This is a genomic window from Streptomyces sp. NPDC057253 (assembly GCF_042669125.1).
GTDB lineage: Bacteria > Actinomycetota > Actinomycetes > Streptomycetales > Streptomycetaceae > Streptomyces.
Window position 1 is genome coordinate 1 of record NZ_JBHUXV010000057.1, and the last position, 16,749, is coordinate 16,749.

Annotated in this window: 15 protein-coding genes; 11 read left to right on the plus strand and 4 right to left on the minus strand. The window is 71.3% G+C overall.

Features of this window, described 5'->3' with window-relative positions; all coding sequences use genetic code 11:
- Nucleotides 1-206 precede the first annotated feature (206 nt).
- From ACFULQ_RS27720 to ACFULQ_RS27730, 3 genes are all read right to left on the minus strand, one after another.
- Nucleotides 207-452 (minus strand): DUF2630 family protein, encoded by a 246-nt coding sequence (locus ACFULQ_RS27720; protein ID WP_383548666.1) that lies wholly within the window; start codon nucleotides 450-452, stop codon nucleotides 207-209.
- Nucleotides 449-1,219, minus strand: a complete 771-nt coding sequence (locus ACFULQ_RS27725; protein ID WP_383548669.1) for a pyridoxamine 5'-phosphate oxidase family protein — start codon at nucleotides 1,217-1,219, stop codon at nucleotides 449-451. Before ACFULQ_RS27725 ends, ACFULQ_RS27720 begins: the two co-directional genes overlap by 4 nt.
- A gap of 186 nt (nucleotides 1,220-1,405) precedes the next feature.
- Complete coding sequence (locus ACFULQ_RS27730) at nucleotides 1,406-2,275, minus strand: alpha/beta fold hydrolase (RefSeq protein WP_383548672.1); 870 nt, start codon at nucleotides 2,273-2,275, stop codon at nucleotides 1,406-1,408.
- A gap of 298 nt (nucleotides 2,276-2,573) precedes the next feature.
- On the opposite strand from ACFULQ_RS27730, the gene ACFULQ_RS27735 reads away from it, so the two are divergent.
- Both ACFULQ_RS27735 and ACFULQ_RS27740 read left to right on the plus strand, forming a co-directional pair.
- On the plus strand, nucleotides 2,574-3,347 hold the full coding sequence (locus ACFULQ_RS27735; protein ID WP_383548675.1) for a GNAT family N-acetyltransferase: 774 nt from the start codon (nucleotides 2,574-2,576) through the stop codon (nucleotides 3,345-3,347).
- A 474-nt stretch (nucleotides 3,348-3,821) separates the two neighbouring features.
- On the plus strand, nucleotides 3,822-5,372 hold the full coding sequence (locus tag ACFULQ_RS27740) for an MFS transporter (RefSeq protein ID WP_383548802.1): 1,551 nt from the start codon (nucleotides 3,822-3,824) through the stop codon (nucleotides 5,370-5,372).
- Between the two features lie 21 nt (nucleotides 5,373-5,393).
- Here ACFULQ_RS27740 and ACFULQ_RS27745 read toward each other — a convergent pair whose 3' ends face one another.
- Complete coding sequence (locus ACFULQ_RS27745) at nucleotides 5,394-7,607, minus strand: FUSC family protein (protein WP_383548677.1); 2,214 nt, start codon at nucleotides 7,605-7,607, stop codon at nucleotides 5,394-5,396.
- Nucleotides 7,608-7,976: 369 nt separating this feature from the next.
- Between ACFULQ_RS27745 and ACFULQ_RS27750 the strand changes: the two genes are divergently transcribed.
- From ACFULQ_RS27750 to ACFULQ_RS27790, 9 genes are all read left to right on the plus strand, one after another.
- A complete protein-coding gene (locus ACFULQ_RS27750; RefSeq protein WP_383548680.1) occupies nucleotides 7,977-8,282 on the plus strand; it encodes an MSMEG_0570 family nitrogen starvation response protein in 306 nt (101 codons plus the stop codon).
- Complete coding sequence (locus ACFULQ_RS27755) at nucleotides 8,279-9,634, plus strand: MSMEG_0569 family flavin-dependent oxidoreductase (protein ID WP_383548682.1); 1,356 nt, start codon at nucleotides 8,279-8,281, stop codon at nucleotides 9,632-9,634. Before ACFULQ_RS27750 ends, ACFULQ_RS27755 begins: the two co-directional genes overlap by 4 nt.
- A 72-nt stretch (nucleotides 9,635-9,706) precedes the next feature.
- Nucleotides 9,707-10,522, plus strand: a complete 816-nt coding sequence (locus ACFULQ_RS27760; RefSeq protein WP_383548685.1) for an amidohydrolase family protein — start codon at nucleotides 9,707-9,709, stop codon at nucleotides 10,520-10,522.
- Between the two features lie 90 nt (nucleotides 10,523-10,612).
- Nucleotides 10,613-11,143, plus strand: a complete 531-nt coding sequence (locus ACFULQ_RS27765; RefSeq protein WP_381333770.1) for an MSMEG_0572/Sll0783 family nitrogen starvation response protein — start codon at nucleotides 10,613-10,615, stop codon at nucleotides 11,141-11,143.
- 10 nt (nucleotides 11,144-11,153) lie between these two features.
- Complete coding sequence (locus tag ACFULQ_RS27770) at nucleotides 11,154-12,245, plus strand: MSMEG_0568 family radical SAM protein (protein ID WP_383548689.1); 1,092 nt, start codon at nucleotides 11,154-11,156, stop codon at nucleotides 12,243-12,245.
- Nucleotides 12,242-13,684, plus strand: coding sequence for an MSMEG_0567/sll0787 family protein (locus tag ACFULQ_RS27775; protein ID WP_383548691.1), 1,443 nt, complete (start codon nucleotides 12,242-12,244; stop codon nucleotides 13,682-13,684). The genes ACFULQ_RS27770 and ACFULQ_RS27775 overlap by 4 nt, the downstream gene beginning before the upstream one ends.
- The gene (locus tag ACFULQ_RS27780; RefSeq protein WP_383548694.1) at nucleotides 13,681-14,532 is read left to right on the plus strand and encodes a carbon-nitrogen hydrolase family protein; all 852 of its coding nucleotides are present in this window, start codon (nucleotides 13,681-13,683) and stop codon (nucleotides 14,530-14,532) included. Before ACFULQ_RS27775 ends, ACFULQ_RS27780 begins: the two co-directional genes overlap by 4 nt.
- The gene (locus tag ACFULQ_RS27785) at nucleotides 14,529-15,365 is read left to right on the plus strand and encodes a carbon-nitrogen hydrolase family protein (protein WP_383548696.1); all 837 of its coding nucleotides are present in this window, start codon (nucleotides 14,529-14,531) and stop codon (nucleotides 15,363-15,365) included. Before ACFULQ_RS27780 ends, ACFULQ_RS27785 begins: the two co-directional genes overlap by 4 nt.
- Complete coding sequence (locus ACFULQ_RS27790; protein ID WP_383548699.1) at nucleotides 15,362-16,477, plus strand: MSMEG_0565 family glycosyltransferase; 1,116 nt, start codon at nucleotides 15,362-15,364, stop codon at nucleotides 16,475-16,477. Before ACFULQ_RS27785 ends, ACFULQ_RS27790 begins: the two co-directional genes overlap by 4 nt.
- Nucleotides 16,478-16,749: the final 272 nt, after the last annotated feature.

A 16,749-nucleotide genomic window follows, 5' to 3' on the forward strand; every position in this document is an offset into this window, starting at 1 on the left:
CCGTGAGGTCGAGCGGCGGCGAGGTCCTTGCCTGGCAACAACAGCGCTGGGTGACGTCTTTCGAGGGCGGTGGAGGTTTCACGGCACGGGACACGGTGGGGGCAGATCTGACCGGACGTCCCCGGCCGCCCGCTGCCTGGCGCGCGGGCTCGTAGCCGTAGGGCTGCTCGCAGGCAGCCAGAGCCCAGTCGCGCCTTGTGCCCGGCCTACTGCCAGTAGTTCTCGACCACCGAACCCGGCCTGGGAACCGCCGCATCAGGGTCTGCGTCGAAGTCCCGCCGCGCACGACGTTGCCGGAGAAGATCCCAGCACTGATCGAGTTCGACCTCGACTGCCTGCAACTCGTCGTGTTCGGTCCGTTCGTCCAGGGAGCCGTCCGCCCGCTGACTGCGCAGCTTGTGCTCCCGATCGACCAGTGCGGCGATCCGGTCCAGGATGCTGTCGTCGTTCACTGGTCTTCCTTCAGTTGTCGGGCCGGGGCCGGATGTGCCCCGGGGGCGGGCCGGAGAGCTGCGACCTGGCCGCGAAGGAGGTCGTTCTCGGCCTGGAGGGCGTCAACCCGGTGCCGAAGAGGCTGCAGCACGGACGCGACTTCCTCGGATGTGTAGCGCGGAGTGATGTGCTGAGGGCAGTTCCAGTCGAATGCCGTGACCTCGACGCGCACCTCACGTTCGACGATCGCCCGGTACCCCGGGACCGCCGACGCACTCGACGACGCCCCTTGGTGGCGTACGTCGTCGATGGTCGCGACTCCGAAGACCTTGAGGCGCACCTGGTGGGCGTAGTCCATGAAGATCATGGATACGCGGGGGTCGTGTGCCACGTTGCCGGTGCTGATGTACTGACGATTTCCTCGGAAGTCGGCCCAGGCCAGGGTGTGTTCGTCGAGGGCTGTCACGAATCCCGGTGGTCCGCCGCGGAACTGGACGTACGGCCAGCCGCTGCTGCCGACCGTCGCCAGATAGAAGCCGTCCCGACCGGCGATGAAGTCCCGTTCGTCGGGGCCCAGGGGGTCCCTGATCCGATCGAGTGCGTGGGTCTCCGCAGCCTCGGTGTTCGGAGCCGGCCCCGGCCCGTCCGCCGTCCCCGTGCCCGTGCCCGAACGGCTCGTACCGGAGCGATGCCTGTCCGTGCGGTCGTTGGAGGTCCGGCTTCCGTACTCGTCCTGCGCTTTCAGGACTGGCTCGGTGAACGCGATCGCGCGGTAGTTGCGGCTCATCGGTCCCTCCTTGTCGGAGCGAGCCCCATGCTCGCCGTCTGCTTGGTGCGTTGCCATGCGGGAAGGCCGTGACCGGGGCGGCCGTGTCGCCGAAGCTAGGTGGGTGCAACGGGGGAGAGGCGAAGCCCCACGCGCCGCCGGGCGCCTGCGAAGGGTGCGGACGGCCCGGCGCCTCGACATCGCTGCCTACTTGGCGGGCGTCGACCGAACCGCCGTGACGATCAGTCCTTCGACGGCGTGCGGGTTGGTGATCATGGGGAGGTGTCCCGCCGTGACTTCGGTGATCTTGGCTCCCGCGTTCTTGCCCATCGTCCTCTGCAAGGCCGGGGGGACGATGTGGTCCTGGGTCCCGAGAAGGTAGAAGCTGGGGAGCGACTTCCAGGCCGGCACTCCGGACTCCTCCGTGAGCGCGCTCAGGGTGACGGGCCGTTGGGCCGCGGCCATCGCGGCCGCGTCCCGTTCGGGGATGCCGTTCGCGACGGCGTCCGGGAAGACACTCTGCTTGAGGTAGAGGTCGTAGTCGCCGGCCGGAGCGTCCGGGTACTGCGCGAAGTCGAAGAGGTCGGCCGGGTTGACTTCGTGGTTCGGGTCCAACATCCCAAGGACGCTGTCACCTTCGTCGGGAACGAAAGCGTTGATGTAGACGAGGGCTTCGACGTCCTTGTCCGACCTGGCGGCGTTCGTGATGACGGCTCCTCCGTACGAGTGGCCGACCAAAACGACCGGGCCGGTGGTTCGGTCGCGGAGGAACGCGGCGAGGTACTCGGAGTCTTCGCGCAGCCCACGCAGCGGGTTCGGCGGCGCAAGGACCTGGTAGCCCTTCGTCTGCAGGTCACGGGTGACCTTCGCCCACCCCGAGGAATCCGCCCAGGCTCCGTGAACGAGCACCACCGTGGGCTTGGGCTTCGACACGCTTGCACGCGCGGCGCTCGTCGCGAGCGGTTGACCACCCGCTTTGCCGGCCGCCTGGGGTGCGGAGAGGCCGGTCAGGGCCAGCGTCCCGATGAGGGAGAGAAGGCTGGCGGTGTGCAGCCGTCGTGCACGGAAGACCCTCACTGTGACTCCTGACGAGTTGGTCGGATCGATCGGTAGATGTCAGGAGCCTGAGTGAAGAGACTGACGTTCTTGTGCATGACTAGTTGACGGGACTGAACTGCATGGAGGAAGGCGCCCGGAGTTCCGACGTGGTCAGCCGGACACCCATGCACGCGGCGGTGCAGGAATCCTTCACTTTTCGTCCACCACGCACTACTAGATTCTCGACTCAACAACGCCGGTGTCGGCCCCAGTTGATGGACAACGGGTACCGGACACTGTGCGATCGATGTCGCCGGCCCGTCCTTAGGATCGCCCCGTGAACCAAACAGACGACCCGTTGATGGCGGTCGCGTCCGCCTATGCCGCAGTATTCGAGGATCTGGCCGCCGCGACCACGGGGCGGACCCGAAGAGGTCCGCAGGGCACCGTGCTCGCGATCTCCGGGGCGCCGATTGCCGCATTGAACGCGATCATCAGCCCCAGTCTGGAACCGAGTGCCGAAGAGATCATGGCGTTGGCGGCCGCCGCGAGTCCGTGGGAGCTTCCCTGGAGCATCCACGTCCGGGGGATTCCGGGGCCTCTCGTCACCGAGGCGGCAGCACTGCACGGCCTGACTCATTTCGAGCGGGAGCCACTCATGGTCCGGCGCTCCGACCAGGGAGTGCCGACGGAGCCGGTCGCCGCTGGGCTGCGGGTACGGGTGGTGGGGACTGACGAGCTCGCTCTGTACGCCAAGACCGTGGCGGAAGGCTTCGAAGCGCCTCACGAGCTTTTCCAGGTACTTGCCGACCCGTCCCTGGGGCGGATCAACGGGATCACGTTCTACCTCGCGGAGCTGGACGGCGTACCCGTGGGAACGGGTATGACGGCCACTTCCGGTGACCTGACCGGCCTGTTCAACATCACCACGCTGCCGGGCTACAGGCGGCGTGGTTACGGGCGGGCCCTCACGCTGGAGATGATTCGTGCGGGCTTCGCCGCAGGTGCCGGCACGGCCTACCTCTACGCGTCCAGGATGGGCGAACCCGTGTATGCGGCGGTCGGCTTCCGCACAGAGGAGCACCTGACGGTGATCACCGCTCCGGCATAGCTCGTCCTGTCCCCGTCGCCGCCGCGGCCGGGACCCGAGCCTGGGCAGTGGTCCTGGGCGGAGATGTAACGCTGCTGGTGGCTGAGACCGGCGGGGACGGGGCGGTGCCTTCCGCTCCCCGGCGAAAGCCTGCCGCCACTCGCCCACTGCTCGGCCTGTACACCAACGGCTCTGACAGCAACCACATGTGACGTACCGTCAGCCCGTGCCGTGCAGCCCTGGACAGTGCGAGCCTTCTCCGGCTGCCACTCTTTGCTGAACAACCTGACCAGGCGCTGTGCCCCGTTGGTGCAGGCAGGGCGCGGCCAGGCGGCGGCCCCCTTCTCCGCCGCACAGGCACCGGCCGTACCCTCTGCCGCTGCGGTCTCGCCCAGGTGGAGGCAGACTGGGAAGGTGAGTGACATACACCTCGAAGGTGCTGGCACCACGCCCGCGCCTCGCCCGGTGCATCAGCAGACGCTGGCTCTCGCGGCCATGATGTTCGCAGTGGCGATGACGTTCATCGACCAGACGATCGTCTCGATCGCAGCCCCGGACATCGTGCGCGAGCTGGACCTTTCAGCGTCCGGCATGCAGTGGGTGATCAACGCATACCTCCTGGCACTGGCTGCCTTCTTCGCCGTCGGCGGCCGCCTCGCCGACCTGTACGGCCCACGCCGGATCGTGGTCATCGGCACGCTGGTGTTCGTCGTGTCCTCGATGATGTGCGGCTGTGTCCCCAAGGGGGACGCCGCGCAGGGCTGGCTCATCGGCTTCCGAGCCGTCCAGGGCGTCGGGGCGGCACTGCTCTTCCCCGCGGCGCTCGCGGTGGTCGTAGCGGTGTTCCCGGCCGAGCGGCGCGGCCGGGCCCTGGCGCTGTTCTTCGGGCTGTCCGGCGCGCTGACCGCCGTCGGACCGCTGCTGGGCGGCTGGCTCACGGCGGCCTGGACCTGGCGCGCGGTGTTCTGGGTCAACGTCCCCGTGGCCGTGGTGGCGCTGCTACTGACCGCGATGGCGCACATCGCCGACCGCAGACGGACCGGCACCCTGGACATCGTGGGCGCCGCGCTCATGGCAGCCGGCATGGGCCTCAGCGTCCTCGGCTTCCAACAGGCGTACACCTGGGGCTGGGACAGCCCTGCCACCTGGCTCTGCGTCGCCGGCGGCCTCGCGATCCTCGCCGTCTTCGTCCGCTACGAACGGGGCGTCCAGCATCCCCTGATCGACCTGCGCGTCTTCCGGGACCGGGGCTTCACCATGGACGCGGCGGTGCTGTTCTTCGCGATGCTCGCCTTCGTCCCGCTGTTCTTCTTCGCGTCCGTGTACGCACAGGTCTCCCTCAGCGCCTCGCCCAACCAGGCGGCGATGTTCCTGCTGTACGTCTTCGCAGGCTTCGCCATTGCCTCGCAGTGGGGTGGGCGGATCCTCGATCAGCGCGGCGCGCGCCCGGCACTGAAGGCGGGCGCTGTCGTGGGCTGCGTCGGGTTCGCCCTGTGGGCGGGCAAGCTGACCGACCTGTCCATGCACGACCAGTGGCCGTACGCGGCCCTGGCCGGGGCGGGCATCGGCTTCATCCTCGCTCCCGCCTCCACGGACGCCGTCAACCGTGCGATCGGGCCGTCCTACGGCGAGGTCACGGGCGTCACCCAGACGGTGCGGAACTACGCGGCGAGCGTGGGCATGGCCGTCTTCGGCACCATGCTCACCCACGTCACGCGCTCGAACGTGACGAGCACCCTGGAGTCGCGGGGCCTGTCGGCCGAACAGGCCCGGGACACCGCCCACCGGGTCAGCAGCTCCATCACGGGCAGCGGCGACGCCAGCCCACCCTCGGGCACCGGCCCGGCGGCCGACCGGATGCGCGACATCGTCAGCGCGGTCCGCATGGACTTCGCCGAGGCCAACCAGTGGGTCTTCTACGGCATGGCCGTCGCCCTCGGCATCGCCTTCCTGTTCGCCTTGTGGCACCCGGGCGGCACCCCGGCCGCGGCCGAGGGCGCGTCCGCCGAGGCGCAGCACCCGCACACCGCCACGAAGACCGGCTGACGGACACCGCCGCCGCCCGTCTCAGGCGTGCTTTCCGGAGCCGCCTGCCCCAAAGCGGGCGTCGGCCCCCGAGTCGGCGGCCGCCGGCGGTGAAGCCCCGCGGGAGATCCGGGTCAGATCGGCAGCCAGGGACTCCAGCCACTCGACGACGGCGTAGTACCGGCGGGGCGCGCCCACCGGCTCGGCGTCGAACTCGGGATGCACCGGATCGATCCGCGGTACCGGCGTGGGCGGGGTGTCCCCGCCCGGATCCAGGGCCGCGGAGACCAGCAGCATCCGCCCGGCCATGCGTTCGCCGAGCGCCTCCACCATCCGCGCCGCCGAGGCGGGCAGCACGGTGACAGGCGGAGCCACGAGCCGTTCGGAGCCCCACAGGGTGTGGTGCCCGGCGATGAGCGTCGCCTGCCAGTCCACCGACGCCGGGTAGCCGCGCCCGGCGCCCGTCAGGGTCCTGGGCTCGCTCTGGAACTGCGCGTAGGCCGACTCGGCGAGGACGAGCGCGTGGTGCAGGGATCGCTGCCCCGGCGCGGCCGTCGGCACGATCGTGGCGGCGCCGCCCGCCACCGACGAGGTCGTGGCCACCACGACCTCCGCGGCCGTGCGCAGGAGTTCGGCGGCCGCGCGGCGCATCTCGTCATGAGCGCCCCGCGGCCACGCGAGCAGCCCGAACACGGCGCCGATCGTGCTGCCGATCAGCACGTCGAGCATGCGCACCTCCGCCAGTTTCCAGGTGGACGGCGCCAGCTGCGCGAACACCAGGGCCACCAGCACGGTGAACAGTCCCTGGGCCCACCCGACACCGCGCACCGGCCCGACGGTGAAGGCGAGCAGCATCCACAGGGGCAGCAGCACGGCGTAGACGTTGGTGTGGGTGCCCACCAGGGTCAGTGTCGCCGCGGTCAGCAGCGCCCCGGCCAGCGTGCCCGTGAGGGCGAGCCGGATGGTGTGCCGGGTCGCCTCCAGGGTGGTCCTGGTGAGACTGAGCGTGGCGAGCATGGCCCAGAAGCCGTGCGGGAGAGTGTCGAGGCCCGCGACGAGGCGCGCAGCCGTCAGGGCCAGCGCGATCCGCACCGCGTTCTGGAAGAACACCGACCGGCGCCCCGCATGACCGCGCAGCCGGTGCCACCACAGCACCGGGGCCGGCACGGTGGAGTACCAGAAGCGCTCCGGCGTCACCTCCACCTCGGCGTGCCGTCCGTGTACGGCACGGTCGGCCGCCGCCCCCGTGGCCAGCGCGGCATCCGCGATCTCCAGCACGGCCGCGTGCCTGCGCAGCACAGCGGGCGCGAATCCGGACCGGGCCGCGGCCTCCGGGTCGTCCGATGTCCCGCCGGACAAGGCCCACAGCGCGGCACGTGCCGAGGACAGCTCGGCGTACGGTCCCGCCGGCGAGGTCCCTGCGCGCAGGCACTCCGCCGTGGCCGTCGCGAGGTCCGCCGCGGTGCGCAGCACGGCTGCCACCTCGCGCTCCTCGGCCCAGGACGGGGCCGGCAGCCACGCCAGGCGATGGAGGAGCGTACGGACGGCGAGGCCGGTGTGGGCGAGGGCCCGCACCCGCACACCGGGACCGGCCGGACGCTCCGCCTCGGGCACCATCAGCGACCGCAGCCCCCGGCCGGCCTCTTCCGCCGCGCTGCGGTCGTGGGCCTTGAGGCCGTACGGCGGCACAGTCAGGGCTCGGGCACAGTGCGCCGCGGTCCGTGCGGCGCGAGCCGCCCGCTCCCGGTACGGCGTCGGTGCCGGCTCGGGGAAGATCAGTGCCTCGCTCGCCATCAGCAGCACCAGCCCGGTCGTCGTCCCGAGCAGCCGCTCGTCGAGCGAGCCTGGATCGTAGGGCGGGAACGACGGCAGGATGTAGAGCAGCTGGAGCCCCGGCGCCACGCCCGCCGGACGCGGTCCGGCCACGGCTGAGAAGGCCAGTGCGAAGCCGACCGCCAGCATCCCGGCGACGGCGCTCCAGGTGCGGACCGAGAGATAGGTGCCGACGACCACCAGGATCCAGCACACCGGAAGCACCCGCAGCATGCTCGCCGCACGCTGCCGCCCGGTTCCCGGGATCCGCGAGAGTCCGCCCAGGGCCACCGCGCCGAACAGCGCGTACGTGGCCGCGACGGGACTGTCCAGCCCATAGCGGAAGAGGTAGAAGCCGGTCGCAGCGGCCAGGGCCACACGCACGGCCCGGCGGCCTGAAGCGGCGTAGGCCGCCGGGAACAACCCGGCTGGGACACCCCTCACCCCTCCAGGATCACCCCAACACCCCGCGCGCGCGTCCTGGACCGTTGGCATGGCGGGGGAGGTGCCAGCGTCGAACGAGCCGTCGGCGTCCCTCGGTGTGCAAGGGGGCGTTCCGGTGGATCACCGGGGCACCTCGGTGCTTCCGTCGGCCGTGATGGCGGTGAGGAGGGGAGACGCGATGGTCAGCGCGACCGCGACGAGGCCATCCGGCTGGAAATGGGTGTGCCCATGCGCTCCCGAACCGGCGTGAGGTCTTGGCAACTCCCCTTTATTCCGGATGACTTCGTTCGGACATCCCCGAGGGCTGGAGTTGGTCTCCACAGACAGCGGCGAGGTGTCAAGGCCCCGGCGCCCGGCATGGAGGATGTCATGCCCGAGATGTATTTCCATGTGCGCTGGCCCGATGGGGCGACGCAGCGCTGCTATTCACCCTCCACGGTAGTCGAGGACTATTTCGTTCCCGGCGGTCAGTACGCACTTGCTGACTTCGTCGAGCGCAGCCGCACGGCACTCGGTATCGCGGGGGAGCGCGTGCAGGAGAAGTTCGGCTTCTTCTGCACCGGTGCCTCCGACCAGCTCGCGCAGATCGAGCGGACCGCCGCCGCGTACGCCACCGTCAGCGATGCCAAGGTCACGGTCGAATCCCTGGCCGGCGTCGACGGGAGCACACGGTGAGTTCGGCTCCGGCGACACGGTCGGCCGGCGCCCTCCCGCACAGCCTGACGGGCAGGGGAGGTGCCCCGATCCCGGTGGCCGTGGTCGGCGGCGGCCAGGCGGGGCTCTCGATGAGCTACTGCCTCGGCCGGCGCGGTGTCGAGCACGTCGTCCTCGAGGCGAACCGGGTCGGGCACGAGTGGCGCGAGCGCCGCTGGGACTCCTTCTGCCTGGTGACCCCCAACTGGCAGTGCAGGCTGCCCGGTTATCCGTACCAGGGCGACGACCCCGACGGGTTCATGGTCCGCGACGAGATCGTCCGGTACCTGGAGGACTACGTCTCCTTCTTCCGGCCGCCCCTGGCGGAGGGGGTCGCGGTCACCCGGCTGCGGCGCTCGCCGAGCGGAGTGTTCGAACTGTCCACCACCGCCGGGGACTTCACTGCCGAGCAGGTGGTGGTCGCCACCGGCCCCTACCACACGCCGTCCGTCCCGCCGATGGCCCAGCGCCTGCCCGACGGCATCACCCAGGTCCACTCCTCCCGCTACCGCAGCCCCGACCAACTCCCCGACGGCGCCGTCCTCGTGGTCGGCACCGGCCAGTCCGGCTGCCAGATCGCCGAGGACCTCCACCTCGCCGGGCGCCAGGTGCACCTGGCCGTCGGCAGCGCCCCTCGCGTGGCCCGCTTCTACCGCGGCCGCGACTGCGTGGCCTGGCTCGACGACATGGGCCACTACGACAAGTCCATCGATGAGTTCGACGACGCCGGCGCCGTGCGCATGCGGGTCAACCACTACGTCACCGGACGCGACGGCGGCCGTGACATCGACCTGCGCGCCTTCGCCCGCGACGGCATGCGGCTGTACGGGCGGCTGACCGCAATCACCGGTACCGACCTGGACTTCGCCGACGACCTGAAGGTGAACCTCGACCACGCCGACGCCGTCGCCGAGGGCATCAAGGACGCCATCGACACCCACATCACCTCGCACGGCATCGACGCCCCGACCGAGCCCCGGTACGTCCCGGTGTGGGAGCCGAACGAGCAGCCGCGCACGCTGGACCTGGAGGCCGCCGGCATCACCTCGGTGGTCTGGTCGACCGGCTTCCGGCGCGACCACCGATGGATCGAGACCCCCGTCTTCGACGGCCGCGGCTACCCCATGCACTGGCGCGGCGTCACCAGCACACCCGGACTGCACTTCCTCGGTCTGCCCTGGCAGTACTCGTGGGGCTCGGGCCGCTTCGAGGCGGTGGGCCGGGACGCGGAGTTCCTCGCGGACCACATCGACGCCTCGCGCCGCCTGGCCGACGTGTGCGGCACGCTCACCGGAGCCCCCAGCGAACTCGCCTCCGCCCTCCCGATCGGCTGAGGCACCATCACGCGGCTGAGGAAGAACACCATGCGGCTGAGGAACCACACCACGCGGTAGAGGAACCACACCATGGTCCACGACGCACACCGCCACATCGGCGTCCTGCCTGCCTATCCCTTCTACGGCGGCCCGCCCGTCAACCCGGACACCACCGCCCGCGCCACCGTCAAGCAGCTCATCGCCGACCTGGACGTGGAGGGCACCGAACGGGCCCTGGTCATCCCCAACTACGGCGTCCCTGACCCCGCGATCGCCTTCTCCTTCAACGAGCTCGCGCTGGAAGCAGCGCAGAGCGACGACCGCATCCGTGCCGGACTGTGGGTGTCCCCGCGCCCGGAGGACGCCCAACGCACCGAAAAGGCGCTCCAGTTGGCGGGCGAGCCCGGAGTCAAGGCCCTCAAGCTGAGCTTCCTGCTGGGCGGTCGCCCCACGGACCCCGCCTGCCGCCCTCAACTCGACCGCATCTTCGCCGAAGCCGCCCGGCACGGCCTCGTCGTCCACGTCCACACCTCTCCCGGCGCAGCCTCCGACATCGACGAGGTCGGCCGGCTCGTCGACTGGTACGCCGACCAAGTGCCCGTCCATCTCGTGCACTTCGGCGGCGGGATGAGCGGCCACATCAAGCTCGTCGGCTCCCGGTTCTTCGACTGGATCAGCGCCGGCAAGCGCGTCTACACCGACCTCTCCTGGGCCATCGGCTTCACTCCCCGCTGGCTGGCCCAGGAGATCGAGCGCCGCGGCATCGGCCACGACCGGGTGCTCTTCGCCAGCGACCAGCCATGGGGCGACTTCACCGGCGAGTACGCCCGCCTCGCCGAAGCCACCGGCGGCGGCGAACTCGGCGACCTGGTCTTCCGGGACACGTTCGCCACCCTCTACGACTGACCGATCCCCACGTCCGACCCACCCCCATCCGACCGACCCGCACGCCTGACCGACCCCCCTCTCCCTTCCCGTCCGCACAAGGAGACAGCCATGTCCGAAACCGTCGTCACCGCCGAACTCTCCGACGTCGAGCAGAAGTCCCTCGACGAGATCCCGCACCCCTCGCTCCCCGAGGGCACCAGCATCTACGGCTCCACCAAGGTCTTCCCCGACTACCAGGCCGAGAACGGCGAGACCTACTTCACCCTCGTCCATGGCATCGCCCACGAGTCCTCGGTCTCCTTCGTCGCCGTCCTCCAGGCCACCCGCGCCCTGCGCAAGGGCTTCGAGACCGCGATCTACTTCTACGGCCCCGGCTCGCTCAACTGCCTTGCCACCCGCGGCTTCCCGACCACCGGCAACTCCGCCTTCCCCGGCGAGCACAACATCAACAACCAGCTCAAGACGTTCATCGCCGAGGGCGGCAAGGTCTACTGCTGCCGCTTCGGCCTCTCCCTGCACGGCGCCCGCGAGGAGGACCTCATCGAGGGCGTCATCCCCACCCACCCCCTCGACGTCCAGGACGCGCTGATCCACTACGCGCGCAAGGGCGCCATCATCAACTCCACCTACCAGCTGTAGGGAGCACGACGTGAGCGTTGGCACCGGAAACAGCGGTACGGCGGTGGACGTGCGGATCATGACCCGCGCCGAACTTGCCCTGCGCGGCGTCGCGTCGGACACGCCCGTGCGGCGGCCGGACGGCGCGGGGCCCAGCGACGACGGACACGTCCTCGTCGACGGTGCCAACGCCGCGCTCCCACGCAATCCCCACAGTCCCTACTCCGTACGCGACGGCAAGGTGTGGCTCGGTGACGAGGACACCGGCCTCACCTACACCGCCGTACGCCGCCCGAGGTTCTACGACGTCACCACCGCCGACGGCATCCGCTACGAGCAGATCGCCCGCCTGCACGGCTCGGACGTCCTGGCCACCACCGTCGTGCAGACCTGCATCCGCTACGCCGAGTCCGACCGCTGCCGCTTCTGCACCATCGAGGAGTCCCTGCGCGCCGGAGCCACCGTGGCCGCCAAGACCCCGGCACAGCTCGCCGAGGTCGCCGAGGCCGCCGTACGCCTCGACGGCGTCAAGCAGATGGTGATGACCACCGGCACCACCACCGGACCCGACCGCGGCGCCCGCACCCTCGTACGGTCGGTCCGGGCCGTGCTGGCGGCCGTGCCCGGTCTACCGATCCAGGTGCAGTGCGAACCACCCGGCGACCTCGCCTGGATCCGCGCCCTGCACGACGCCGGGGCCACCGCCATCGGCATCCACGTCGAGTCCCTCGACGACGAGGTGCGCCGACGCTGGATGCCCGGCAAGTCGACGGTCCCGCTGGCCGACTACGAGGCCGCGTGGGACGAGGCGGTGCGCGTCTTCGGACCGAACCGCGTCTCCACCTACCTCCTGGTGGGACTTGGCGAAGATCCCGACGAACTCATCAAGGGCGCAGGCGAGTTGATCGACCGCGGGGTGTACCCCTTCGTCGTCCCGTTCCGCCCGATGAGCGGCACCCTCGCCGCCCGCGACGGCGTCGCAGCACCGGACGCACAACTCCTGACGTACGTCACCGAGCGCGTCGCCGCGCAGCTGCGTGCCGCCGGGATGAGCGGCGCCGACCAGAAGGCCGGCTGTGCGGCCTGCGGCGCGTGCAGCGTGCTCCAGACAGCGGGCGGGTGAGCGCCGTGAACCTCGACGGTTCCGTGACCGTGCCGACCGTGGACGATCCGCAGGACATCCTGGCCCTGCTGGGCGACCGCAACACGCTCGCCCGTCGGCCCGCCTTCCACATCGAGGAGGCGGACGGCGCTGCGGACATGGTCGCCTACCGGGAGCTGCGCCGCGTCGCCTTCGTCCAGGAGCAGCAACTCTTCGCCCACCACGACCTGGACGACCACGACACCGACCCCCGGACCGTCGTCCTGGTCGCGAAGGACCTTGAGGGCACCGTGGTCGGCGGGGTGCGCCTCGGCCCCGTCGACGACGGCCCCGACCTCGGCTGGTGGCAGGGCGGGCGCCTGGTCGTCGCCCGCCGGACCCGCGGCCCGCACGGCATCGGCGCCGCGCTCGTCCGGGCCGCCTGCGCCCGCGCCGAGGCGGAAGGCGTGCTGCGCTTCGACGCGACCGTCCAGGCGCGCAACGAGGTGCTGTTCCGGCGACTCGGCTGGCAGCGGGTGCGGGACACGACGGTCGCGGGCGCGCCGCACGTCCTGATGCGCTGGCCGATCGGCCGCATCGCCACCCTCGCGGCAGCCACGAAGTCCCCCCTCGGGCCGCTCCTCACCGCGCTGGCTTCGCCCCGGGGCTTCGTCGGTGACGATGGCGCGCCGGTCCCCGGCACCGACGTGATCGCGGCGTGCGACGCGATCGTGCCGTCCATGGTCGAACGCGACCCCGAGTGGGCGGGCTGGTGCGCGGTCCTCGTGAACGCCAACGATCTCGCCGCGATGGGCGCAGCCCCGCTCGGGCTGCTCGACGCGCTGGGCGCCCGCGACGCCGCACACGCCGCCCGGGTCCTGTCCGGACTGACCCGCGCGGCACAGGCGTACGACATCCCCGTGCTCGGCGGACACACCCAACTCGGCGTCCCGGCCGCCCTGTCGGTGACCGCGCTCGGCCGCACGGACCGGCCGGTGCCCGGTGGCGGCGGCCGCCCCGGACACGCCGTACGGCTCACCGCCGACCTCGGGGGGAGCTGGCGCCCGGGCTACCGGGGCCGCCAGTGGGACTCGACCAGCCACCGCCGTAGCGACGAACTGCGCACCATGACCGGCGCGGTGGCCGCCGCCCGGCCCGCCGCCGCCAAGGACGTGTCGATGGCGGGCATCGCCGGCACCCTCGGCATGCTCGCCGAGGCGAGCGGCTGCCGCGCGGTGCTCGACGTGGCCGCCGTGCCCCGGCCGGAGGCCGCGACGGTGGGGGACTGGTTCACCTGTTTCCCGGGCTTCGCGATGCTCACGGCCGACGAACCGGGCGCACCGCCCCTGCCCGCCGGACCCGCCACGGGTGCGGTGTGCGGGGAGCTCACCGAAGGAGAAGGCGTCGGGCTGCGCTGGCCCGACGGAGAGATCACCGAAGCGGTCATGTCCACCGTGACCGGGATGGGGACCGCCGCATGAGCACCCTGCGCATGGCCGCCGTCGCCGCCGAGTTCGGCCGCGACCTGGAGGAGGACTTCCAGATCGCCGAACGGCTGATCAAGGAAGCCCGGGAGGAGGGCGTACGCCTGCTGGCGCTGCCCGAGGCGTGCCTCGGCGGGTACCTGCTCAGCCTCGACGACTCCACCGAACTCGACGAGGGCCCGCCCGCGCTCGCCCTCGACGGCCCCGAGATCCGCCGACTGGCCTCCCTGGCAGGGGAGATGACGGTCGTCGCCGGATACTGCGAAGCGGCAGCCGAAGCCCGCTACAACAGCGTCGTCTGCGTCACCGGCGACGGCGTCCTCGGCAACCACCGCAAGGTCCACCAGCCCCTCAGCGAGGACGCCAGCTACGCCTCCGGGGACCGCTTCCACGCCTTCGACACCCCGGTCGGCCGGATCGGCATGATGATCTGCTACGACAAGGCGTTCCCGGAGTCCGCCCGCGCGCTCGCGCTCGACGGCGCCGAGATCGGGGTCTGTGTCTCCGCATGGCCGGGATCCCGGACGAACGCGGCCACCGACCTCGTCAACGACCGCTGGAAACGCCGCTTCGACCTCTTCGACCGGGCCCGCGCGCTGGAGAACCAGATCGTGTGGCTGTCGGCCAACCAGGCGGGCACGTTCGGGTCGCTACGCTTCGTCGGCAGCGCCAAGGTCGTCGACCCCGGCGGCGAGATCCTCGCCGACACGGGTGTCGCCGCCGGCGTCGCCGTCGCCGAACTGGACGTCGCACAGGCACTGGAGACCGCCCGCCGGTCGATGGGACACCTGCGCGACCGGCGGCCCGAGACCTACGACGTACCCACAGGAGCGGTCAGCACATGAGCACGATCCGGATCGCGGCCGCAGCCGCCCACTTCGGCCGCGACCTGGAGTTCGACCTGGCCCGCATCGCCAAGCTCATCGACGACGCCCGCGCCTCCGGCGCCGGTCTGCTGGTCCTGCCCGACGCCGCGCTCGGCGGCTACCTCGCCGACCTGCGCCACCCCGACCCCGACGCCCTGCCGCCCGCCCTGAAGCCGGACGACCCGCTGATCCTCCAAGTCGCCCGCCTGGCCGCCGAGATGGTGGTCTGCCTCGGCTACTGCGAGGACGGCGGCGACGAACGCTACAACGCCGCGGTCTGCGTCAGCGGCGACGGGGTCCTCGGCCGCCACCGCAAGGTCCACCTGCCGGCCGGCGAAGTCGCCGCCTACGCGCCCGGCGACCGCTTCGACGCCTTCGACACCCCCGTCGGCCGCATCGGCATGCTCATCGACTACGACAAGACGTTCCCGGAGTCGGCCCGTTCGCTGGCCCTGGACGGCGCCGAGATCCTCGCCTGCCTCTCCGCCTGGCCCACGTCGATCACCAACCGCGCCCCGCGCATGGCCCAGGACCGCCAGGCCAAGCTCTTCGACCTGTACGACCAGACCCGCGCCGCCGAGAACCAGGTCGTCCTCGCCTCCTCCAACCAGACCGGCACCATGGGCGGCATGCGCTTCCTCGGCCAGTCCAAGGTGGTCGGCCCCGGCGGTGACATCCTCGCCCGCACCTGGTCCAAGGCCGGCCTCGCGGTCGCCGAGATCGACGTCGCCGAGGAGATCGACCGCGCTCGCCGCATCCTGCGCCACCTCGACGAGCGCCGGCCCGACGCCTACCGGGAGAACCCGTCGTGAAGATCGCTCTGCTGAGCTACTCCACCAAGCCGCGCGGCGGCGTCGTCCACACCCTCGCCCTCGCCGAGGCGCTCGCCGCGGCCGGGCAGGACGTCACGGTGTGGACGCTGGGCCGCGGGGGAGACGCGGGCTTCTTCCGGCCGGTCGATCCCGCCGTACGGCTGCGGATCGTGCCGTTCCCGGACGGCCCGCCCGAGGAGTCCGTCGGCGAGCGGATCCTGCGCTCCATCGCGGTTCTGGGCGAGGCATTCGAACCCTTGACCGCGGCGTACGACATCGTCCACGCCCAGGACTGCATCAGCGCCAACGCGGTCGGCGGCCGCTGCGTCCGCACGGTCCACCACCTCGACCACTTCACCACCCCCGAACTGGCCGCCTGCCACGAGCGGGCCATCGTCGAGCCGTACGCGCACCTCTGCGTGTCGGCGGCCGTCGCGACGGAACTGGCCGACGGCTGGGGCATCAAGGCGGAGGTCATCCCCAACGGGGTGGCCTACGACCGTTTCGCCGACACCGATCCGGCCGCCCGCGCGAACTGGCGTGCCCGTCTGGGCCGCTACGTCCTCACCGTCGGCGGCATCGAACCCCGCAAGGGCTCGCTGGACCTGCTGGAGGCGTACGCCGTGCTGCGCTGCGCACACCCGGACGTACGGCTGGTGATCGCGGGCGGCGAGACCCTCTTCGACTACCGCGACTACCGAGCCCGCTGGGAGGAGCGCGCAGCCGAACTCCACGTCGAGCCGGTCGTGTTGGGCCAGGTCACCGAGGACGAGCTGCCGCCGCTGGTGGCCGCCGCCTCCGCTTTCGCGTTCCCCTCCGTCAAGGAGGGCTTCGGACTGGCCGCGATGGAGGCTCTGGCCGCGGGAGCTCCGCTGGTCGTCCGCGATCTGCCCGTACTGCGCGAGGTGTTCGACAACGCCGCCCGTTTCGCGACCACCCCCCAGGACCTGGCCGCAGAACTCGGCGCAGCGCTCACGGACGACACCCCCGGGCGCCGGGCGAGGGGCCGCCGACTCGCCGCCCGCCACACCTGGGCCACGGCTGCGGAACGCCACGTGACGTTCTACCGCTCTCTGCCGAGGGACCCCGGTCCCGGGCACCACCTCTCCTGACCACTCACTGCCGCCCCGACGCACCGCTAACCCACCTCAAGAGGTGTGGGCTCCGGTGTTCGACCACTCGATCCGCAACTGCCGGCGTGGGGTGCCCTTCGGATCCCGGCAGCCGTTCGTGTGCGGGACCTCTCCCGACGCATGGTTGCCGACGTCGAACGCGTGGGCGGAGGAGTTCCTCACTTGCCGTTGGGGACTGCACGAACGCCTCGGCGGACGCACCTGCCACCTCCCCAATGCGCACACCCCCTGGACCCTCCGCGCCTGCACCC